Origin of the sequence: Sphingomonas sp. Ag1, assembly GCF_000980895.1 — a bacterium.
GTDB classification, from domain to species: domain Bacteria; phylum Pseudomonadota; class Alphaproteobacteria; order Sphingomonadales; family Sphingomonadaceae; genus Sphingomonas; species Sphingomonas panaciterrae.
Genome location: NZ_LAZX01000087.1, coordinates 100,046 through 121,048, shown reverse-complemented (window position 1 = coordinate 121,048; position 21,003 = coordinate 100,046). Strand labels below are relative to the sequence as shown.

Genomic DNA, 21,003 nt, shown 5'->3' with positions numbered 1-21,003 from the left:
CGCGAGTGTATTGGCCGATATCGCAGCTTATACTTACTGCGCGCCGTTCCCAAGATGCGCTTTTTCGCGTGCCGGATGCGACGGCGGCCGGACAACTCTTTTGCCAATTTGCGCCGCATCGTCGCAGATGGCGTGTCCCTCGGACAGGTGTGAACCTCCCTAGGTTCGCGGCCATTCGCGCGGCGGTACATCCGCCGCATGGCTTGCCGTTTTCGCCTGTGCGTACACGATCGCATCGTCACCCGCCGGCACTGTAGCGTGCAGCGTTTCCCGCTCGGCGTGGCCGTCCGATGCGACCTCGCCCTCGCTGGACACGGCGGGTGAACGCAGCTTGACGACGATCTGTATCGATTGCCGCTACATTGGCAGGCGCTACAGCGGCATCGCTGAGGTGCTGCGGGGGTTGATCGATCTCATGCCGCTCCGCGCGCCCGACCTCGATTTCCTGCTGCTGCGCAATCCGGCGCATCCCGGCACGCTCAGCGCGGCCGCCAACGTCACCGAAGTCGTGGTGCCCCAGGCGGCGAACGGCCCCGCGAGCATGTGGTGGCTGCCGCGTCTCATCGACATGGCAGCGATTGACCTGTTCCACGCGCCGTCCAACATCATGCCGGCGCGGCTGACCGTCCCGTGCGTCACGACGGTGCACGACATCATGTGGCTGACCCATCCGGACTGGTGCCGCACCGGCCTGCGCGGCACGATCGACCGCCTGTTCTACGGCCACGGCATCCGGCGCGCGCTGCGGTCCGCCGATGCGATCGTCGCGGTCAGCGAGGCGACTGCGCGCGATATCGTCACGCATGAACCCTCCGCCGCGCCGCGGGTGCATATCGCCCGCTCCGGCGTCGCGTCACGCTTTCGCCCGGTGGCCCCGGACTGGCCCGCATTGGCGGCGCTCGGATTGCATCCGGATCGGCGCTTTGTTCTCACCACCGGCCAATATGCGCCGTACAAGAACCATGAAGGTGCGATTGCCGGTTTCGCGACCGCATTTCGCGACCGTACCGACATCGATCTCGTCATCGTGCAGCGCGCCGGCCCCGGCGTGCGGCGGCTGTACCGCCTGGCGGCAGAGCTGGGGATCGCTGACCGTGTGCACCTGCTCTCGGCGGTGTCGGAGGATGTCCTGCTGTCGCTCTATTCGGCCGCCAGTGCCTTTCTCCACCCATCGCTGTATGAAGGCTTCGGCAATCCCCTGGCGGAGGCGATGGCATGCGGCTGTCCGGTCATCACCAGCAATGTATCGGCCATGCCCGAGGTGGCGGGCGGTGCCGCTCGCCTGGTCGATCCCCGTGATCCGGCCGACATCGCGCACGCCCTGGTTGCGGTGGTCGATGACAGCCGGACGGCGGCCGACCTGCGCCGCGCCGGGCTGGCCCGCGCCGCCGAGCTGAGCTGGGAAAGCGCGGCGACGACCATGATCGGCATTTACCGCCAGACCGTGTCGCGATGATGGAAGATCGAGTACCCGTGAACCAAGCAGACAGCCTGTCCGTGATCGACATCGTCTTCCGCAGCGCGGCCGCTGCCGAATACCGCGTGGCCGGCATTCCCGCTGCGGCGCGCGCGGCGCGCGGCGTGGCGGAGGCTTTTGCCGGCGAGGATATCCGCTGCATCATCACCGCCGAAGGATCGTGGACGCCCGGCGCCGGCTGCCGCGCCGAATGCCGGCGTCTTGCCCGGGGCCTGCACCTCGTGCTCGGCGGATCGCCCGCCCCCGGCGCGCTCCGCATCGATGGCGAGGCGCTGGTCGCCGCCCTGGCAGATCTCGCCCCCGGCGGGGATGTTGCCGCCACCGTCCAGTCGGCCCTCGCCCCGGTCACCTGGGGCGCTGAGGATCCCGCGCTCGCGCTGCGCCACGCCAGCCGGACGATCATCGCCGGCACCGGCAAGACGACGGACGGCATCGTCTCGCGCTACCTCAATCGTCCCATCTCGCAGCGGATTACCCGCACCCTGCTGCGATGCCCGGGCATCACCCCGTTTCACGCAACCCTGGGCACCGCAACGCTGGGGCTGGCAATGATCCTCTCGCTGCTGCTCGGCGGGCATCCGGGGCTGATCCTGGGCGCGATCCTCTTCCAGGCGGCCTCGATCTTCGACGGCGTCGATGGGGAAATGGCGCGCGCGACGTGGCGCACGTCGGATCGCGGCGCCATGCTCGACAGCCTCGTCGACGCGCTGACCAACCTCGCTTTCGTCACCGGCGTGACGGTCAATCTGGCGATGAGCGGCGATGTGTCCGCCAGCCTCGCCGGCGCGGCCGGGCTGGTCATGCTGGCCAGCGGCCTGTTCCTGATCGGGCGGCGGGCCAAGGCATCGGGCCAGCCGGTCAATTTCGACGTCATCAAGGGGCATGTCGGCGAGCGGCGGTCCGCCGTCATGCAGTGGCTGATCTGGCTCACGATGCGCGATTTCTTCGCCGCCGTGGCCGCGCTGCTGATCATCCTTGGCCTGACGCGTCTCGCCTTGTTCGCCTTTGCCATCGTCGCCGCCGGCTGGCTGGTGGTGACCGTCACCGTCCTGGTCCGCACCAGCCGCCGCCACGCAGCGGCGGCAAAGCGCCCCGACGGCGCATTGCGCGGGGGCTATTCGCTTTGAAGGCGACCGGGCCGTCAGCCCCCGATCTCGCCGCCACGCTGAGCGATCCCGAATGGCGCAGCCTGCATGATTTCCTGACCGGCCTTGCCGATGAAACCGCACGGCTGGTGGTCCCCGCACCGCTTCACCACGCCTTTCCTGGCGCCATCTGCCCGCAGGACATGGCCGATCCGATCGCGCAGGGGTTTGCGGCGGTCGCGATCCACAAGGGCGACTACACCTCGATCCCCGCGGATAGCCTCTACCCGCTGCTGATCCTGTACCGCCCCGTCTTCGCCAATGCGGTGTTCATCGTCCTCGCGCCGTCCGATCGCGCCGGGCCCGCGGCAGACCGGGCGCACACTGGCGCGTTGACCGCGATGATGGCCTGGGCCCGCACCCATGCCTCACCGGCGCTGGTCGCCGCCACCACCACGCCACACGCCGAACTGTCCGCCGATGAGGCACTGACGGCGATGGCGCGGCTGATCGCGCGCGATCTGGTACAGCAGGTCAGCGACGACAGCGGCCTCGTCGCGCTCGCGGAGACCGCGCTGCCCTTTGCCGGCACGCGCTGGTTCTGGGGCGACGACGCGGGCAAGGTGGCCGAATTGTTCTGCCTCCCCACGCTGGCCGCGGAGCAGCCCGACCTTGCCTCGCGCCTCATCGATCTGGTGATGGCATTGTCCCCGGCAGGCCTCATCCACCGCCGCATCGGCCCCGCCGACCTGCGCGTGGAATCGGACGATCCGCACGATCTCAAGGTGGCGACGCCCTTTACGATCACCTTCGGCGACCTCTCGCGCGGCCGCATCCAGCAGGCGATCCGCTTCAACGACGGGCGCAGCCGCCCGATCGTCTGCTTCGTCCCCGGCACGCTGACCGCCAGCTGGCGCGGCCGGCCGGTCACCTGCGACCTCGCCGCCGCCATCTTCGCGCAGGAGGTGACGCACGACGGCGACCGCGTGATGCTGCGCCATGTCAGCACCATTCGCGATCCCGGCGACGTCACTCGCGAACTTGCCACCGTGACCTGTACCTACTCGCTCGCGGCAGACCGCAGCACCATTGGGTTCGAACTCGCCGTCCGGCCGGCGCGCTTCGTGACCCTGAAGGACATCACCGTCACCCCGGGGCTGGGCGATCTCGACCAGCTCGGGCATTTCGACACGCTCTCCACGCTCGGCAGCACGTCCCGGGCGCACATCGCTCCCGCGCTTGGTTCCCTGCCCCTGTCGGCCGCCGCCATGCCCTATCTGTGCCTGTGGGAAAGCCGCAGCCTGCCCGGCCATGCCGTCGGCGTGCACGTCGCGCCTGCCGACACCGCGACGAAGCTATCCGCCGTCACCGACGACGAGCGACTGACCGGCCTCCGCCTCCACTATCGCGGCCGCGCCGCCACGCGCCGCACGCCCTTCGTGGTACGCGACACGCGGCTCGTGACGACCGGCGGCTATTATGACCGGGCGGCCGAGTATCGCGATCTGATCCACGACGCCGGCGACGGCGGCTGGTGCCGCGATCCCAGCATGTCCTACGATACCGGGGTGGAGCTGAACGCAGTCGCCACCTGGCTCTTCTTCGCCAGCACGAACGCCTACGGCACAGTGCCGCCCGATCGCATGACGACGCTGCGCGCCTGGTACGACCGGCACTTGTCGCTCTACCGCGATCACCTGCGCCCCGACGATCCGAACGCGCACGAACGGATTTTCGTGCGCGGCCTCGCCTTCGTCATCCTCTCGCTCGACACGATCGCCCGCGCCCATCCCGACGCCGGCTATGACCGCCTTGCCGACCGGCTGACGAACCTGCTCCTTGACACACAGACCCCGGTCGCCGGTGATCCGGACGCCGCCGTATTCGGCGGCGGCCTTCCCGACGCGCCCTGGCGGCCGGAGCTCGACAGCCAATGCGCCGCCTTGCTCGCGCTCGGCCGCCGCGCCTTCACCCAGCCGCCGAGCACAGCCCTCGCCGCCGCCATCGCGGCCGGCGTGACCGCGCTGCGCATCGCCACCCCGACCAGCTCCAGCTACGGCAACGACCCGCTCGATCATCCCACGATCGTCATCAGCCGGAGCATGGACGACGACGATCTCGTCGACACCGGCTTCTGGACCTACAAGCTCGGCCTGGCGCTGCGGGCGTTCCACCTCATCGACCATGCCGCCGCCACCGGTCGCCTCGCCCTTCCCGACGTCATCCGCGCCCATCTGCAACAGCTCGCTGCCACCGCGACGCAGGCGTTGCTGCGTGCGGCCGACTATCGCGACGGCCTGATCGAGGTGCGCACCTCGTTCAACGCCGGGGAGACCAATTCGGAAACCCAGCCCTGGGCGGCGCTCGGCCTCGTCCCGCATCTCGACCGCGCCCTGCTCGATATCCCCGCGGGTGAGGCGCTTCCCCTGAGCATCGCGATCACCCCAAAGGCGTAACGCGCACGATCAGCGAGCCGGCGCGGTGGCGATACTCGAACGGCCGCGCGCAATATGCTAGCGCTCGGCCGAAGGTTTCAGGCGGGGCAAACTGGATGCATCTTTCCTTTCACGGCACGGCCATTGCTGGTCCAGTGACCAGGGCGCCGCGTTGACCACCCACCGCTCCCACCAGGCCATGGCGGCCCCGCTTCATGATCGGGATCAACCTCGCCCTTCGTCGGTTGATCCCCACCCGAACTTCCCGGAAGGAATGGTTACGCTCTCCTCCCTGCCCGACCTCGACGAGCTTGAGCGCGCCCGCGTGATGGAGCTCTATGACCTCGCCGGCGCGCGCGACGAAGGCCTGCTGGACGATCTCACCGCCTTCGCGGCCGAGCTGTGCCAGGCGCCGATCGCGCTGGTCAGCCTGGTTGAGCAGCAGGACCAGTTCTTCCTGTCGCGCGTCGGCCTCGACGTCGACGGCACGCCGCGCTCGCAATCCTTCTGCGCCCACGCCATGCACGGCCACGTCGTGATGGAAGTCGTGGACGCGACGCAGGACGGGCGCTTCCGCGACAATCCGCTCGTCACCGGCGATCCGTTCATCCGCTTCTACGCCGGCGCCCCGCTCGTCTCGCGAGAGGGGACGCCGCTCGGCGCGGTGTGCGTGATCGACACGTCGCCGCGCGCGCCGCTCAACGACTTCCAGCGCCGCGGCCTCGAAATCCTCGCCACTGCCACCATCTCCCGGCTGGAGGCCCGCCGCGTTGCGCGCGAACAGCGAGAGCAGCGCGCCGCGCTCGCCGACAGCGAGGAACGCTTCCGCACGCTCGCCGACACCATGCCGCAGATGGTCTGGTCGACGCTGCCCGACGGCTATCACGATTATTACAACGCACGCTGGTATGAATTCACCGGCGCGCCGGCCGGCACCACCGATGGCGAGGGCTGGAACGACATGTTCCACCCCGACGATCAGGCCCGCGCGTGGCAGGTGTGGCAGCACAGCCTTGCCACTGGCGACGCCTATCAGATCGAATATCGCCTGCGCCATTTCGACGGCACCTATCGCTGGGTGCTCGGCCGGGCGCTGCCGATCCGCGATTCAAAGGGGCGGATCACCCGCTGGTTCGGCACCTGCACCGACATTCACGAGCAGAAACTTGCGCTCGAAGAGCGTGAGGTGATCAGCCAGGAACTGTCGCACCGCATCAAGAACATCTTCGCCGTGATCGGCGGGCTGATCCAGGTAGCCGCGCGCGCCCATCCCGAACTGGTGCCGCTCGCCGCGGACCTGCGCGCGCGCATCGCGGCGCTCGGCAAGGCGCATGATTTCGTCCGTCCGCACAGCCCGCATTCGCGCCCCTCGGCGCATCAGGACAGCCTGCGCGGCCTGCTGGAGCAATTGTTCGCCCCCTATCAGGCGCATCCCGGCGAGCGGCTGGTCATCAGCGGCGCCGATATCGCAGTCGACGATCGCGCGGCCACGCCGCTGGCGTTGCTGTTCCACGAGCTTGCCACCAACGCGAGCAAATATGGCGCGCTCTCGGTCGCCGGCGGCCGCGTGTGGATCGCGATCAGCCGCGATGAAGCGACGGCGCGGATCGTCTGGCGCGAAGAGGGCGGCCCCGGCATCGACGCAAGCGCGATTGCCGCGGGCTTCGGCACCCAGCTGATTGAATTGAGCGCGGTGCGCCAGCTCGGCGGCGCGGTCACGCGCGATTGGCGGCCGACGGGCCTAGAACTGGTGATGGAGGCGCCGGTCGCCTCGTTCAGCCGGTCCGGCTGATCCGGATCACTTCGTCGTCGGCCGGTTCGCCGATCCCGCTCGCCAGCGCTGCCGCGGCCAGGATCGCGCGGTCGCTGAACGGCTTGCGTACATAGCCCAATGCCTCTGACGGGATGCCGATCTGCGCCGGATTGGCGGTGACGAACACCACCTTCACGCCATAATCGCGCGCGATCCGCTCGGCGATCTGCGGCCCGGTCGGCCCGTCGCGCAGGTTGATGTCGACGAAGGCGATCTCGCACCCGGGCGCCGCGGCCAGTGCCTGATCGCTGTCGGCAGCGATTCCGGCGACCACATAGCCGGCATCCGTCAATATCCGCTCCAGATCGAGCGCGACGAAGATTTCGTCTTCAATGATGAGTGCAGTCTTGGGCATGATTGGATTGGGCAACACAGATTAGGGTCGTTCAGTTCCCCGCAGCAGGAATATCGCATGCTCTGCCAGGATATTTGCCGCGGCCGATGTCGTTTTCTTGTCACCTGACAGGAACCAGGCGCCTTCCACGGCAACTCCCTGATCCTGCAGATGGGCTCGAAAATCATCTACGGTCAGATGATGAATGTTCGGTGTATCGTACCAGCGTTCGGGCAGCAGCCGGGTCACCGGCATCCGCCCGCCCCACAATAGCGAAAGCCGCACCCGCCAGTGCGCGAAATTGGGAAAGCTGACAAAGGCGTGGCGGCCGATGCGCAACAGGTGGCGCAGCACCACGTCGGGCGCGCGGCACGTCTGCAGCGTCTGGCTCAGAATGGCGTAATCGAAACTCGCATCGGGGTATCCGGCTAGGTCGACGTCGGCATCCCCCTGGATCACGCTCAGCCCGCGCCCCACCGCCGCCGCGACATTGCCGGGGTCAAGCTCCAGCCCGCGCGCGTCCGCCTGCTTGCCATCGCGCAGCGCCGCCATCAGCGCCCCGTCGCCGCATCCGACGTCCAGCACGCGGCTGCCCGGCGCGACATGGTCGGCGATGATCGCCAGGTCGGCGCGCAGATTGCCCGCGCCCGGCGTCATGCGCCCGTCCCCATGAATCCGGCGACGACGCGGTTCATCTCGGGCGAATCGAGCAGGAACGCATCATGGCCATAGGGGCTCGACAGCTCGACGAAGCTGACCGGCGCCCCGGCCGCGTTCAGCGCATGGACGATGCTGCGCGACTCGCGCGTCGGATACAGCCAGTCGGTATCGAAACTGATCAGCGCGAAGCGCGCGTGCGTCTGGCGGAATGCATTGGCCAACAAGCCGCCATGCTCCTCGGCCAGGTCGAAATAATCCATCGCGCGGGTGATATAGAGGTACGAATTGGCGTCGAACCGGTCGACAAAGGCAATGCCCTGGTACCGCAGGTAGCTTTCGACCTGAAAATCGGCGTCGAAGCCGAACGTCTTGGCCTCCCTCGCCTGCAGCTTGCGACCGAATTTCTCGGTCAGCCCGGCCTCCGACAGATAGGTGATGTGCGCTGCCATCCGCGCCACCGCCAGCCCCGCGGCGGGCGCCGAATGGCCGTAATAATCGCCCCCGCGCCAATTGGGATCGGCCATCACCGCCTGCCGGCCGACCTCGTGGAACGCGATGTTCTGCGCCGAATGCCGCGCCGCCGATGCGATGATGACGGCGGCCTCGACCCGGTCGGGGAAGGTCGCGGGCCAGCTCAGCGCCTGCATCCCACCCATCGATCCGCCGATCACCGCCTTCAGCCGCCCGATGCCCAGATGGTCGAGCAGCATCGCCTGCGCGCGCACCATGTCGCGGATCGTGATGACCGGGAAACTCATCCCGAACGGCTTGCCCGTCGCCGGGTTGATCGTCGCCGGGCCGGACGAACCCATGCAGCTGCCCAGCACGTTGGCGCACACGACGAAGAAACGATCGGTGTCGACCGGGCGACCCGGTCCCACCATCTGAGTCCACCAGCCGGGCTTGCCGGTGCGCGGATTGGCGCCGGCAACATGCTGGTCCATCGTGAGCGCGTGGCAGATCAGCACCGCATTGCCGCCATCTGGCGCCAGCGTGCCATAGGTCTCATAGGCGATCTCGACCGGCGTGAGCTGGCCCCCACCGTCAAGCGGCAGCGGGCCGGGCAGGATCACGTGGCGCTGGAGACCGAAACGCTGGTCGTCGGCGGACATGCTGTGCGCGCTAGCATTGTGCGCGGCGCAAGCAAACCATTCGTGTACCGAACATTCGGTGCCGCGTTGCTTGCGCCGAAATGCCGCCGCCACATTGCCAAGCTGCGCCGCCCCCCGCTACACGCCCGCGCCATGAACGGACCCGCTCCCAAGCCATGGATCATGCAGATTGCGCCCTATGTTCCCGGTCGCTCGACGACCGAGGATGGGCGCAAGGTCGCGAAGCTTTCCTCCAACGAAAATCCGCTCGGCACCAGCCCGCTGGCGCGTGAGGCATTCGCCAGCGCGGCGACCAGCCTGGAACGCTATCCCGATGCCGGCGCGGCCGATCTGCGCGAGGCGCTGGCGGCCAAGCACGGGCTCGATCCCGCGCGGATCATCTACGGCAATGGCTCGGACGAGGTGCTTCACCTTGCCGCCGGCGCCTTCGCCGGGCCGGGTGACGAGGTGATCTACGTCAATTACGGCTTTGCGGTTTACCCGATCGCGACCCGCCGTACCGGCGCGACGCCGGTGATCGCCCCGGACAAGGATTATGCGACCGACGTCGACGCGATCCTCGCCGCCGTCACCGATCGCACCACGATGGTATTCGTCGCCAATCCCAACAATCCGACCGGCACCTATGCGCCGCGCAGCGAGATCGAGCGGCTTCACGCTGGCCTGCGCGACGACATCCTGCTCGTCCTCGACCATGCCTATGCCGAATATATCGACGGCGCGGACGATGATGGCGCGATGGCGCTGGCGGAACGTGCCTCGAACGTTCTGGTCACGCGCACCTTCTCGAAGATGTACGGCCTCGCCGCCGAACGCATCGGCTGGGGCTATGGCGCCGCGCCGCTGATCGAGGCGATGCACCGCATCCGCCTGCCCTTCTCGATCACCATCGCCGGTCAGTCGGCGGCGATCGCCGCGCTCGGCGACACCGATTTCGTCGCCAACGCCGCCGCCCACAATGCGAAATGGCGGGCATGGTTCTCGGACGAGATCGCGAAGCTCGGCAATGCCGGCCTTCGCGCCATCCCCAGCCAGGCCAATTTCGTGCTGGTGGTGTTCGAGGGCGATCTGACCGCGGAAACCGCATACAAGGGGCTGATGGACGCCGGCTATATCGTCCGCTGGCTCCCCGGCCAGGGTCTCCCGCACGGCCTGCGCATCACCATCGGCACCGAGGATGAAACCCGCGGCGTCATCGCGGCGCTGCGCACGCTCGCCGGCGCCGAATGATCACTCTCCCGTTCCTCGCGGCCCGCGCGGCCTGACCCAAGGTGGCATGATGCTTCCCTTCGCACGCGTTACCATCATCGGCCTCGGCCTGATCGGTTCCTCCGTCGCGCGTGCGGTGCGTCACTATATGCCCACCGTCGCGCTCGTCGGCCATGATGCCGATCCCGACGTGCGCCGCCGTGCCGACGCGCTCGGGATCGTCGATGACGTGACCGACACGATCGGCGCCGCGGTGACCGACGCCGATCTCGTCATCCTGTGCGTCCCCGTCGGCGCGATGGGCGCGGCGGCGGCGGAAATGGCGGCCGATCTTCCCGCCGACGCGATCGTCAGCGACGTCGGCAGCTGCAAGGCAGAGGTGGTGCGCGCGCTGCGCGACGCGCTGCCCAACGCCACGATCGTCCCGGCACATCCCGTCGCGGGCACCGAACAGAGCGGGCCGGAGGCGGGCTTCGCCACCCTGTTCCGCGGCCGCTGGTGCATCGTCACCCCGCTTCCCGATGGCGATCCCGCCGCGACCGAGCGGGTCGCCGAATTCTGGCGCCGGCTCGGCAGCACGGTCGAGATCATGGCCCCGGACCATCACGATCGCGTGCTGGCGGTGACCAGCCACCTGCCGCACCTCATCGCCTATACGATCGTCGGCACCGCCAACGATCTGGCGGAGGTCACCCAGTCGGAAGTCATCAAGTTTTCCGCCGGCGGCTTTCGCGACTTCACCCGCATCGCCGCGTCCGATCCGACGATGTGGCGCGACGTGTTCCTCGCCAACAAGGACGCGGTGCTCGAAATGCTGCAACGCTTCAGCGAGGATCTGTCGCACCTTCAGCGCGCGATCCGCTGGGACGATGGCGACACCTTGTTCGACCTGTTTTCGCGCACCCGCACGATCCGCCGCTCGATCGTCGATCAGGGCCAGGATGATGCCGCCGCGGACTTTGGCCGCAAGCACGACTGACGCGGCCAAAATTCGCCGGAGGGCGGCCGCTCACCGCCGCTTTGAGGCCATTCGCACCCGCCCGGCGGCCGCGCTTACCCCTGCGCGCCGGGCTCCAGCGCATTGATCGCCTGCCACACGCGCTGCTCGATTTCCTTGCGCGGTAGCCCCGCCGGGATCGGCGTTCCAACGCGGATCGTCACCACCCCCGGCCGCTTCGGCCCCTTCTTCGGCATGAACCGCCCACTGTCGAGCGCGATCGGCACCACCGGCAGGTTCACCGCCTTGTACAGCCCGGCAAAGCCCGACCGCAGCGGCGGCGATTCCCCCGGCGTCACGCGCGTTCCCTCAGGGTAAACGATCACCGACCGCCCCTGCGCGCGCAGCTCCTTGCCCTCCGCCATCAACCGCCGCAGCGCCTTCGCCGACGCCTCGCGATCGACCGACATGGACCCGTACAGCTTGGTCGCCCAACCCCATAAAGGGATACGGCTCAGCTCACGCTTCAGCACCATCGCCGGCCCGCCTAGGATCAGCTGCAGCTCGGTCGTCTCGTACATCGACTGATGCTTGGCCGCGAACAGGAACTGTCCCTCGGGGATCTCCCCCTCGACCCGCGTCGTCACGCCCAGGAACACCCGCGCCGCCCAGCGGTTCAGCCGCGCCCAGCGATGCGCGTGATGGATCGTCGCCTTCTGCCCGAACGGCGCTACCAGCGGCACGGCCAGCACGATCAGCACCGACCCGCTGTAAAAGACGATCTGATACAGGATCGTGCGTAACCAGTTCATATTCCGTCGATTCCTGCCCACAAGGCGATCCGCCGCAGGATCAGCTTGTTGTATTCGTTGACCAGCCGGCCCAGCGGCTGTTCGGCACGCACGCCGTCGCGATGGATCGTGACGTCGCCGTCCAGCGCCGCACCCAGCTCCATCCGGGCGCGCGCCATATGCCAGTCCGATGTCACCAGCCGCACCGACTTATAGCCATGCTCCCGCATCCAGCGCGCCGTCTCCTCGGCATTGGACCTGGTGTCCACCGCCTCCCGGCCCAGGTCGACGCAGCAGGCGATCGCCCGCTCATGCCCGTTGGCGGCGATCAGGTCCGCCTTGCGCAGCCCGGTGGCGACCCCCGTCACCAGCATCCGCTTCGCGCGCCCCTCGTCGATCATCTGCAGCCCGCGGGGGATACGCCCCGGCCCGCCGGTCGGCACGACGATGGCGTCGGTGGTCAACGAGGGCTCGGCCGGCTCGGCCAGCCTCAGCATGAACACCGCGAAGCCCAGCGCCCAGGCCACCGCCAGCAATCCGACGAACCGCGAAATCACAGGACGCGCTCCAGCGTGCGGGTGATCGCCAGCCGCGCCGCCAGCGCCGCCAGCAGGACAAAGGCGACCGGCAGCAGCGCCAGCGTCGCCCAGCCCAGCGGCCCCAGTGTCGCCTGCCCCAGCAGCTCGGACCCAAGCCCCGCGGCCTGCGCGCTGATCAGCAGCAGCATCGCGAGCGCCGCCACCCCGCCGATCACCGCGCCAATCGCCGCATCACGCGCGATCCGCCGCTGGAACAGCCGCGCGACCTGCACATCGGTCGATCCCAGCATGTGCATGATCTCGATCGTCTGGCGATGCGCCTCCAGCCCCGCACGCGCCGCGAGCACCACCACCGCAGCGGTCGCCCCGGCTAGAAGGATCACCAGCACCGCCGCAATCAGCACGATCAGGTCCAGGAAATCCGCCACCGGGGTCATCCACGCCTCATGCGTATCGACCCGCGCCGCCGGCGCGATCTTCGTCACCGCCGCACGCACGCGGGCGAGCGCGGCAGGCTCACCGTCTGCCAATTCCAGGTCGATCATCGTCGGCACCGGCAGGTCGGGGTCGGCACCCGCATCCCCCAGCCACGGGCGCAGCAACGCGGCCAGTTCGCCGCGGTCCACCGGCGTCGCCGCGCGCACGTCGTCCAGCCGGCGAAGCGCGCCCAGGACCCGGTCCGCCTCCGCCTGGCGACGCGCCGGGTCGCCGGTCACGATCTGCACCGTCGCGCGCCCGGCGAGCTGGCTCTCCAGCCCGCTCGCGGCATTGCGCGTGGCCAGCCCCAGCGCCGCGCCCAGCACCGTCAGGAACAGCATGATGGCGATGATCCACACCATCGCCCGTACCCCGCGCGCCTCGTCCAGGACGCGCCGGGTCCGCTCGCCGCCCCCGCTCATGGCAGCTCTCGTGCCGGCGGGTGACGCAACGTCCCCGTGGGATCCTGCAGCCGGCCCTTCACCAGCCGCATCATCTGCGCGCCGGGCACCCGGTGCATCAGGTGCAGGTCGTGGGTGGCCACCACCACCGTCGTACCCAGCCGATTGAGCGAATCGAACAGCAGCAGCAATCGCTCCGCCATTTCCGGGTCGACGTTGCCCGTCGGCTCGTCGGCCACCAGCATTTCCGGGCGCCCGATCACCGCCCGCGCGATGGCGACACGCTGTTGCTCGCCGCCCGACAGCGTCGCCGGTTTCGCGTCGGCGCGCTCCGCCAACCCGACCCAGGCGAGCATCTCGCTCACCGGCTCTGCGATCTCGGCTTCCGGCATCCCTGCAATCCTGAGCGGCAGCGCGACATTATCCGCCGCCGACAGATGGGGCACCAGCCGAAAGTCCTGAAAGACAACGCCAATCCGCCGGCGAAAGCCCGGCAGGCGGCTGCGCGGCATGGTCACGGCATCCTCACCAAACAGGCGAATGACGCCCCGGCTGGGGCGCTGCGCGAGGTACAGCAAACGCAGCAGCGATGTCTTGCCCGCGCCGCTCGCGCCCGTCAGGAAATAGAAGGAACCGGCGGCCAGCGCGAAACTGACATCGCAAAGCGTTTCAGGCTCTTGCCCGTAGCGCAGCCCCACATTCTCGAACTGCACGATATTCGCCATTGCGGCGCTGCTTGTCCCTTGAACCACCGATGTCTTGCACGCGCCATCGCACGATGCAGCCTTCCGCTTCAACCTCCGCTTGCAAGCGGGGCGCAGGGCGTGTTTAGATTCGCGATGGCTTCAGCCCTTCTGTCCTACGCCGGTAACGACGCGCGATGATCCTCGAATGTCCCGAATGCCGCACCCGGTATCTGGTGCCCGACACATCGATCGGCCCGGAGGGTCGCACGGTGCGCTGCGCCAATTGCCGCCACAGCTGGCACCAGGCGCCTGACGCGCGTGCGATCGAGGCGCTTGCCGCCGGCCCGCAGATGGCGACCGTCGCTGCCGACGCACCAGCATCCGATCCACCGCCCGCGCAGCGGGCAACGGAGGCGCCAGCCACCCCCTCTTCGGCGACGTCCAACAACACGCCCCCTGCAGTTGCTGCCCCCCCTGCAGTCGCTTCGCCGCCTGCCACCGCTGCGCCGACTTCCTTTGCATCCGCGCTCGCCGCGGCCGTGTCGCCGCCGGCAGCCAACGGCGCCGTCCCGCCTCCCGGCAGCCGCCCGCGGATCAACCCGGCGCGCCGCTGGACCATTGCGGCGGTGCTCGCTGCGCTGCTGATGCTGGTCGCGGTCGGAGCCATCCTGTGGACCAGCGCGCCGGGCCTCGCCTCTCAGCTCGGGCTCAATTTCGGGCCGGAGGAAACGCCGCTGCGGCTGATCGACAATCCGATCGAGCGGCGGGAGATCAGCAACGGCAGCGAATTGTTCGCGGTCAGCGGCAAGGTGCTGAACCCGTCGAATGAGCGGCAGCGCGTTCCCGACATTCGCGCCGACCTGCGTGATGACCAGAACCGGATCGTCTACACCTGGACGATCATCCCGCAGCAGCGCACGCTGGCGCCCAAGAGCGCGATCGATTTCAACTCGGCCAAGCTCGACGTGCCGGCCAGCTCCAAGAAGCTGGAACTCAGCTTCGTCGGCGAAGGCGACAGCTGATTGCCGGGCCGCGATCCACGGCCCCAGGGCCTGCGGATCGCGGCGTATCATTTTTCCGCACAAACTTACGATTTGGGCCTTCGGACCCATTGCCAGCCCCAACAAGCCTTGCTAGTGGCCCGCTCCTGCCAGCCGCCGGGCCAGCCCGGTGGACATCACGTGCGGTCGTGGCGGAACTGGTAGACGCGCAACGTTGAGGTCGTTGTGTCCGAAAGGACGTGGAAGTTCGAGTCTTCTCGACCGCACCATTGATTATCGGCGGGGTTACGAAACACTCTCTTGAGTGCCCCGCCGCTACTCCTGCCGGCTGATCATGACCCTGCCCTTCCGCACCGCCGCGCTGTATCAATTTGCCCGCTTCGACGATCCCGCTGCCTTGCGCGATGACATTGAGGCGTGCTGCCGCGCGAACGGCGTGCAGGGAACGCTGCTGCTGGCGCATGAGGGGATCAACGGGACGATCGCGGGCTCGCCCGCGGCTATCGACGCCGTGGTAGCGCACCTGCGCACCCTGCCTGGCTGTGCCGACCTCGCCGTCAAATACGCCTGGGCGCCAACCGAGCCCTTCCATCGGCTGAAGGTGCGCCTGAAGCGTGAGATCGTCACCATGGGGCAGCCGGATCTCGATCCGCTCACCGACGTCGGCACCTATGTCGCGCCCGAGGAGTGGGACGCCCTGATCACCCGGTCGGACACGGTCGTGATCGATACGCGCAACGATTACGAAGTCGCGATCGGCACCTTCCCCGGTGCGATCAACCCCGAGACACGCAGCTTCCGCGACTTCCCGGCCTGGTTCCGCGTCAATCGCGACCAGCTGACCGCGGGCAAGAAGAAGGTGGCGATGTTCTGCACCGGCGGCATCCGCTGCGAGAAATCCACGGCCTTCCTGAAGGCGGAGGGGATCGAGGAGGTCTATCACCTCCAAGGCGGCATCCTGAACTATCTGGAAAAGATGCCGGCGGACCAAGTCTCGTGGCAGGGCGAATGCTTCGTCTTTGACGAGCGTGTCGCCGTGACGCCCGACCTGGCCCCTGGCACGCACGTGCTGTGCCGCGCCTGCCGCCGCCCGGTCAGCCCCGAGGAGCGCCAGTCGCCGCTATACGAGGAGGGCATCAGCTGCCCCGCGTGTCACGCCGACCTCGACGACGACAAGCGCGCCCGCCTCGCGGAGCGTCACCGGCAGGAGGAACTCGCCCGCAAGCGGGGCGAGCGGCACGTCGGCGCCCGGATGGACAAGGACTGACCGCGCCCCTCTCCTGGGACAGGCGCAAACCCGCCAGCCCCAAGCCAAACGAAAACGGGCGCCGACATCGTCGGCGCCCGTTCGTGCATCAGGGTGCGGGTAAGCGCCGCGATTAGGCCGCCCGGCGGGCGAAGTCCTTGTTGATCGCCAGCGCCCCCAGCGTGCAGATCGCGCCCGACAGCAGGTACAGGCCCACCGACCACAGGCCGAAGCGGCTGGCGAGGAACAGCGCCACCAGCGGCGCGAAGCCGGCGCCGATCACCCAGGCCGCATTGGCGACGATCGCCGCGCCCGTGTAACGCGATTCGGGCGGGAAGTTGCTGTTCACCGCGCCCGACGACTGGCCGAACGCCAGGCCGAGCAGCGCGAAGCCGCCGATCATGTAGATCGTCTCGCCCACCTGACCGCCATCGAGCAGGCGCGGGGCGAAGCCGCTGTACACCGCGATCAGCGCGGCCGAGACGCCCAGCACCGCGCGCCGGCCGACCCGGTCGGCAATCACGCCCGAGGCGAGGATTGCAAGGACGCAGACCACCGCACCCAGCGCCTCGATGCCCAGGAAGCGCACCGGGTCCTCGCCCACTTCCAGCGTCACCCACGACAGCGGGAAGACGGTGACGAGGTGGAACAGTGCGAAGCTCGCCAGCGGGGCGAAGGCGCCAAGGATGATCGTGCGGCGCTCGCGGAACATGGTGGCGAACGCCGGCGACGGCTGCAGCTCGCGGCTTTCGAACAGGCGCTCGAACTCGGGCGTCGCGACGAGGCGCAGGCGGGCGAACAGCGCCACGACGTTGATCGCCAGCACCACGAAGAACGGGTAGCGCCAGCCCCAGCTGATAAAGTCCTCCGGCGACAGGATCGCGAGGAAATAGGCAAACAGGCAGGAGGCGACGAGCAGGCCAAGCGGCGCGCCCAGCTGCGGGATCATCGCATACCAGCCGCGCTTTTCCTCAGGCGCGTTCAGCGACAGCAGCGACGGCAGACCGTCCCACGCCCCGCCCAGCGCCACGCCCTGACCGATGCGGAACAGCGCCAGCAGCACCGCTGACAGCGTGCCGACCTGCGCATAGCTGGGCAGCAGCGCGATCGAGATCGTCGACCCGCCCAGCAGGAACAGCGCGATGGTCAGCTTCGTGCCCCGGCCATGGACCCGGTCGATCCACATGAACAGCAAGGTACCGAACGGCCGCGCGATGAATGCCAGCGCGAAAATCGCGAAGGAATAGAGCGTGCCGGTCAGCGCATCGACATACGGGAACACCAGCTGCGGGAACACCAGCACCGACGCGATCGCATAGACGAAGAAGTCGAAGAACTCGCTGGTGCGGCCGATGATCACGCCGATGGCGATCTCGCCGGGCGCGACATCCTTGTGGCGCGCGTTGATCAGTCGGGCATCTCGTTCCAGGGCTGCCGAATCCGGCGCGTTGGTCGATGCAGTCATTTTCCGTCATGCTCCCGCGGCACTCGGCCGTGCGATTAATGATTGGCCCGCCTCGGGGGTCACTAATACACTCCTCTGCCTAACCGACGCCAGTGACGGGATTGGACAAATTGTCCAATGTAGCGGCTACTGGACTCGGCCTAGGAGCGCCTGGATATGCCCGATCATCCCGCCCCGGTCCCGCGGTTCGCCCGCCTGGCCCTGCTTCCGCTCCTGCTGTTCGTCGCCGGTTGCCAAAGCGCCGTGCTCGATCCGGCAGGCGACGTCGCGCTTCAGGAGCGCAACCTGATCTATGCCTCGGTCGGGCTGATGCTGCTCATCATCGTCCCGGTGATGATCCTGACGGTGGTGTTCGCCTGGCGCTATCGCAAGGGCAACAAGGACGCGACCTACGATCCCCACTTCGATCACAGCACCTCGCTGGAGCTGGTGATCTGGTCGGCCCCGCTCCTCATCATCATCGCGCTCGGCGCGCTGACCTGGTCGAGCACCCACCTGCTCGATCCGTTCCGCCCGCTGAACCGCATCTCCGCGACTCAGCCGAAGCCGAAGAACGAACGGCCGATGCTGGTCCAGGTCGTCTCGCTCGACTGGAAATGGCTGTTCATCTACCCGGAACTGGGCATCGCGACCGTCAATGAACTGGCGCTGCCGGTGAACCGCGAGGTGCGGTTCGACATGACGTCGACCAACATGATGAACACCTTCTACGCGCCGACGCTGGCGGGGATGGTCTACACCATGCCGGGGATGCGCAGCACGCTGCACGCGGTACTCAATCGCCCCGGCGACTATGAGGGCATGTCCGCCAACTACAGCGGCGCCGGCTTCTCCTACATGCGCTTCAAGCTGCTGGGCGTGGACAATGCCGGCTTTGATCGCTGGGTGAATGAGGTGAAGGCGCGCGGCGGCTCGCTCGACACCGCCAACTACCTGAAGCTGGAAAAGCCCAGCGAGCAGGTGCCGGCGATGTTCTTCTCCTCGGTCCAGCCGCAGCTGTTCCAGCGCATCTATGAACGCTGCGTCACGCCCGGCACGCCGTGCATGAGCGAGATCATGGCGCGCGACGCGGCGCTGCGCGGTGCCAAGCCGCACGAGATGCGCCCTGTCGGGGCGCCCGCTGGCCGCACGTCGATCCCGCGCGAAAAGCCCGATGGCGCGCTGCTCAAGGAAAGCGAGGAGATCGAACCCGCGCCGCACCTCAGCAAGCCGCCGCAGCCCGGCGCGCCTGGTTCGACCAAGCCCGACTCGTCCCGCAACCGCGACATGTCCTTCCTTCTCCTGCCAACCGTGCCCGGCGTGACCGGCGCGGCGCGCGGCTGAGCCGCCGGAGCTCCTCATGTTCAACGAATCCGTTCTGAAGACGATCTTCGGTCGCCTCAGTCTCGAATCCTTCCCCGTGCACGAGCCTATCCTGCTCGTGACCTTTGCCGTCGTCGTCGTGCTGGGCCTCGGCATCGTCGGCGCAATCACGAAGTACAAGCTGTGGGGCTATCTGTGGCACGAATGGTTCACCAGCGTGGACCACAAGAAGATCGGGATTATGTACATAATCCTGGGCATCATCATGCTGCTTCGCGGCTTTGCCGACGCGGTGATGATGCGTGCACAGCAGGCGATCTCCTTCGGTGCGAACGAAGGCTATCTGAACGCTCACCATTATGATCAGATCTTCACCGCGCACGGGACGATCATGATCTTCTTCGTCGCGATCCCGCTGGTGGTCGGCATCATCAACTATGTGATGCCGCTGCAGATCGGCGCGCGCGACGTGGCCTTCCCGTTCCTCAACAATTTCAGCTTCTGGCTGACGGCTGCCGGTGCGGCGCTGGTCATGGTCTCGCTGTTCGTCGGCGAATTCAGCCGCGCCGGCTGGCTGAACTATGTGCCGGTCGCGAATCTGCAGAACAGCCCTGATCCGGGGCCGGACTATTATCTCTGGGCGCTACAGATCGCCGGCGTCGGCACGACGCTGTCGGGCATCAACATGGTCGTGACCGTCATCAAGATGCGCGCGCCCGGCATGACGATGATGAAGCTGCCGGTGTTCGTCTGGACGGCGCTGTGCAGCAACGTGCTGGTCGTCGCGATCTTCCCCGTGCTGACCGCCGCCTTCGCGATGCTGATGCTCGACCGCTACGTCGGCACCAACTTCTTCACCAATGATCTCGGCGGCAACCCGATGATGTATTGGAACCTGGTGTGGATCTGGGGTCACCCGGAGGTGTACGTCCTCATCCTCCCGGTGTTCGGCATCTATTCGGAAATCACCTCGACCTTCACCGGCAAGCGGCTCTTCGGCTATTCGTCGATGGTCTATGCCACGGTCGTCATCACGATCCTGAGCTACCTGGTGTGGTTGCACCACTTCTTCACCATGGGCTCGGGCGCCAGCGTCAACAGCTTCTTCGGCATCGCGACGATGGTCATCTCGATCCCGACTGGTGCGAAGATCTTCAACTGGCTGTTCACCATGTACCGTGGCCAGATCCGGTTCGAGCTGCCGATGCAGTGGGTCGTTGCCTTCATGCTGACCTTCGTGGTGGGCGGCATGACGGGCGTGATGCTTGCCATCCCGCCGGCCGACTTCGTGCTGCACAACTCGCTGTTCCTCGTGGCGCACTTCCACAACGTCATCATCGGCGGCGTGGTGTTCGGCCTGTTCGCCGGCATCGATTACTGGTGGCCCAAGGCCTTCGGGTTCAAGCTCGATCCGTTCTGGGGCAAGATCCACTTCTGGGGCTGGGTGATCGGCTACTGGATCGCGTGGACGCCGATGTACGTCGCAGGTCTGATGGGCGTCACCCGTCGCCTGCGTCACCTCGACGACGCGACGCTCCAGCCGCTGTTCATGATCGCTGCCGTCGGCGTGGTGATCATCGCGATCGGCATCGCGGCCTTCGTCATCCAGATCGCGGTCAGCATCAAGAACCGTGAGAAGCTGCGCGTCGGCGACGATCCGTGGGACGGCCGTACCCTGGAGTGGGCGACCAGCTCGCCCCCGCCGGCGTACAATTTCGCCTTCACCCCGGTGGTGCACGATCTGGACGCGTGGCACGACATGAAGGTGCGCGGCTTCAAGCGCCCGACCAGTGGTTACCGGCCCATCCACATGCCGCGTAACACGGGGGCCGGTGTCATCCTGTCGGCGCTCGCCGCAGTGCTCGGCTTCGCGATGATCTGGTACATGTGGTGGCTGGCTGCCGCGAGCTTCGTGGCGATGATCGGCTACGGCATCGCTCACACGTTCAACTACAACCGCGACTATTACATTCCGGCCGAGGAAGTGGCCGAGAATGAACGCAAGAACGCGCTGGCGGGAGCCTGACATGACC

General features: G+C 67.6%; 18 protein-coding genes and 1 tRNA gene. 11 read left to right on the top strand and 8 right to left on the bottom strand.

The annotated features are described in order from the left end of the window. Positions 1-331 precede the first annotated feature (331 nt). The 4 genes from XM50_RS07405 (at position 332) to XM50_RS07390 (ending at position 6,789) form a co-directional block, all read left to right on the top strand. Positions 332-1,456: a glycosyltransferase family 4 protein gene (locus tag XM50_RS07405; protein ID WP_052742488.1), complete on the top strand. Its 1,125-nt coding sequence runs from the start codon at positions 332-334 to the stop codon at positions 1,454-1,456. A 17-nt stretch (positions 1,457-1,473) separates the two neighbouring features. Continuing rightward, entirely contained in the window at positions 1,474-2,604 is a 1,131-nt protein-coding gene (locus XM50_RS07400) for a CDP-alcohol phosphatidyltransferase family protein (RefSeq protein WP_197075452.1), read from the top strand. After that, positions 2,601-5,018, top strand: a complete 2,418-nt coding sequence (locus XM50_RS07395) for a hypothetical protein (protein WP_046408650.1) — start codon at positions 2,601-2,603, stop codon at positions 5,016-5,018. The genes XM50_RS07400 and XM50_RS07395 overlap by 4 nt, the downstream gene beginning before the upstream one ends. Before the next feature lie 253 nt (positions 5,019-5,271). Then, positions 5,272-6,789 (top strand): sensor histidine kinase, encoded by a 1,518-nt coding sequence (locus XM50_RS07390; RefSeq protein WP_046408649.1) that lies wholly within the window; start codon positions 5,272-5,274, stop codon positions 6,787-6,789. On the opposite strand, the gene XM50_RS07385 is transcribed toward XM50_RS07390, so the two are convergent. Genes XM50_RS07385 through metX form a run of 3 tightly spaced genes read right to left on the bottom strand, consistent with a single transcriptional unit; the run spans position 6,773 to position 8,916 of the window. Next, positions 6,773-7,165, bottom strand: coding sequence for a response regulator (locus XM50_RS07385; RefSeq protein WP_046408648.1), 393 nt, complete (start codon positions 7,163-7,165; stop codon positions 6,773-6,775). The two genes, XM50_RS07390 and XM50_RS07385, sit on opposite strands and share 17 nt — an antisense overlap. Positions 7,166-7,186: 21 nt before the next feature. Then, positions 7,187-7,801 (bottom strand): methionine biosynthesis protein MetW, encoded by a 615-nt coding sequence (gene metW, locus XM50_RS07380; RefSeq protein ID WP_046408647.1) that lies wholly within the window; start codon positions 7,799-7,801, stop codon positions 7,187-7,189. Continuing rightward, the gene (gene metX, locus XM50_RS07375; RefSeq protein WP_046408646.1) at positions 7,798-8,916 is read right to left on the bottom strand and encodes a homoserine O-acetyltransferase MetX; all 1,119 of its coding nucleotides are present in this window, start codon (positions 8,914-8,916) and stop codon (positions 7,798-7,800) included. The genes metW and metX overlap by 4 nt, the downstream gene beginning before the upstream one ends. Positions 8,917-9,048: 132 nt before the next feature. Between metX and hisC the strand changes: the two genes are divergently transcribed. Further along, on the top strand, positions 9,049-10,146 hold the full coding sequence (gene hisC / locus XM50_RS07370; protein WP_046408680.1) for a histidinol-phosphate transaminase: 1,098 nt from the start codon (positions 9,049-9,051) through the stop codon (positions 10,144-10,146). Positions 10,147-10,195: 49 nt separating this feature from the next. Beyond that, positions 10,196-11,104 (top strand): prephenate/arogenate dehydrogenase family protein, encoded by a 909-nt coding sequence (locus XM50_RS07365; protein WP_046408679.1) that lies wholly within the window; start codon positions 10,196-10,198, stop codon positions 11,102-11,104. Positions 11,105-11,178: 74 nt separating this feature from the next. On the opposite strand, the gene XM50_RS07360 is transcribed toward XM50_RS07365, so the two are convergent. The 4 genes from XM50_RS07360 to ftsE are packed head-to-tail and all read right to left on the bottom strand — an operon-like array spanning position 11,179 to position 13,995. Beyond that, positions 11,179-11,874, bottom strand: coding sequence for a lysophospholipid acyltransferase family protein (locus tag XM50_RS07360; RefSeq protein WP_046408644.1), 696 nt, complete (start codon positions 11,872-11,874; stop codon positions 11,179-11,181). Then, complete coding sequence (locus XM50_RS07355; RefSeq protein ID WP_046408643.1) at positions 11,871-12,410, bottom strand: YdcF family protein; 540 nt, start codon at positions 12,408-12,410, stop codon at positions 11,871-11,873. Before XM50_RS07355 ends, XM50_RS07360 begins: the two co-directional genes overlap by 4 nt. Continuing rightward, positions 12,407-13,291 carry a cell division protein FtsX gene (locus tag XM50_RS07350; RefSeq protein ID WP_046408641.1) on the bottom strand — a complete coding sequence of 295 codons (885 nt, stop codon included), beginning with the start codon at positions 13,289-13,291 and terminating at the stop codon, positions 12,407-12,409. The genes XM50_RS07355 and XM50_RS07350 overlap by 4 nt, the downstream gene beginning before the upstream one ends. Beyond that, positions 13,288-13,995: a cell division ATP-binding protein FtsE gene (gene ftsE, locus XM50_RS07345; protein WP_046408640.1), complete on the bottom strand. Its 708-nt coding sequence runs from the start codon at positions 13,993-13,995 to the stop codon at positions 13,288-13,290. The genes XM50_RS07350 and ftsE overlap by 4 nt, the downstream gene beginning before the upstream one ends. A gap of 155 nt (positions 13,996-14,150) precedes the next feature. Between ftsE and XM50_RS07340 the strand changes: the two genes are divergently transcribed. From XM50_RS07340 to trhO, 3 genes are all read left to right on the top strand, one after another. Continuing rightward, the gene (locus XM50_RS07340) at positions 14,151-14,978 is read left to right on the top strand and encodes a zinc-ribbon domain-containing protein (protein WP_046408639.1); all 828 of its coding nucleotides are present in this window, start codon (positions 14,151-14,153) and stop codon (positions 14,976-14,978) included. A 161-nt stretch (positions 14,979-15,139) separates the two neighbouring features. After that, positions 15,140-15,226, top strand: a tRNA-Leu gene (locus tag XM50_RS07335). Between the two features lie 65 nt (positions 15,227-15,291). Next, positions 15,292-16,224, top strand: a complete 933-nt coding sequence (gene trhO / locus XM50_RS07330; protein WP_046408638.1) for an oxygen-dependent tRNA uridine(34) hydroxylase TrhO — start codon at positions 15,292-15,294, stop codon at positions 16,222-16,224. Positions 16,225-16,336: 112 nt separating this feature from the next. Here trhO and XM50_RS07325 read toward each other — a convergent pair whose 3' ends face one another. Further along, the gene (locus tag XM50_RS07325) at positions 16,337-17,668 is read right to left on the bottom strand and encodes an MFS transporter (RefSeq protein ID WP_046408637.1); all 1,332 of its coding nucleotides are present in this window, start codon (positions 17,666-17,668) and stop codon (positions 16,337-16,339) included. A gap of 156 nt (positions 17,669-17,824) precedes the next feature. Here XM50_RS07325 and cyoA point away from each other — a divergent pair, with 156 nt between their 5' ends. Next, positions 17,825-18,991, top strand: a complete 1,167-nt coding sequence (gene cyoA / locus XM50_RS07320; RefSeq protein WP_046408636.1) for a ubiquinol oxidase subunit II — start codon at positions 17,825-17,827, stop codon at positions 18,989-18,991. A gap of 16 nt (positions 18,992-19,007) precedes the next feature. Then, positions 19,008-20,996 (top strand): cytochrome o ubiquinol oxidase subunit I, encoded by a 1,989-nt coding sequence (gene cyoB, locus XM50_RS07315; protein ID WP_046408635.1) that lies wholly within the window; start codon positions 19,008-19,010, stop codon positions 20,994-20,996. Positions 20,997-21,003: the final 7 nt, after the last annotated feature.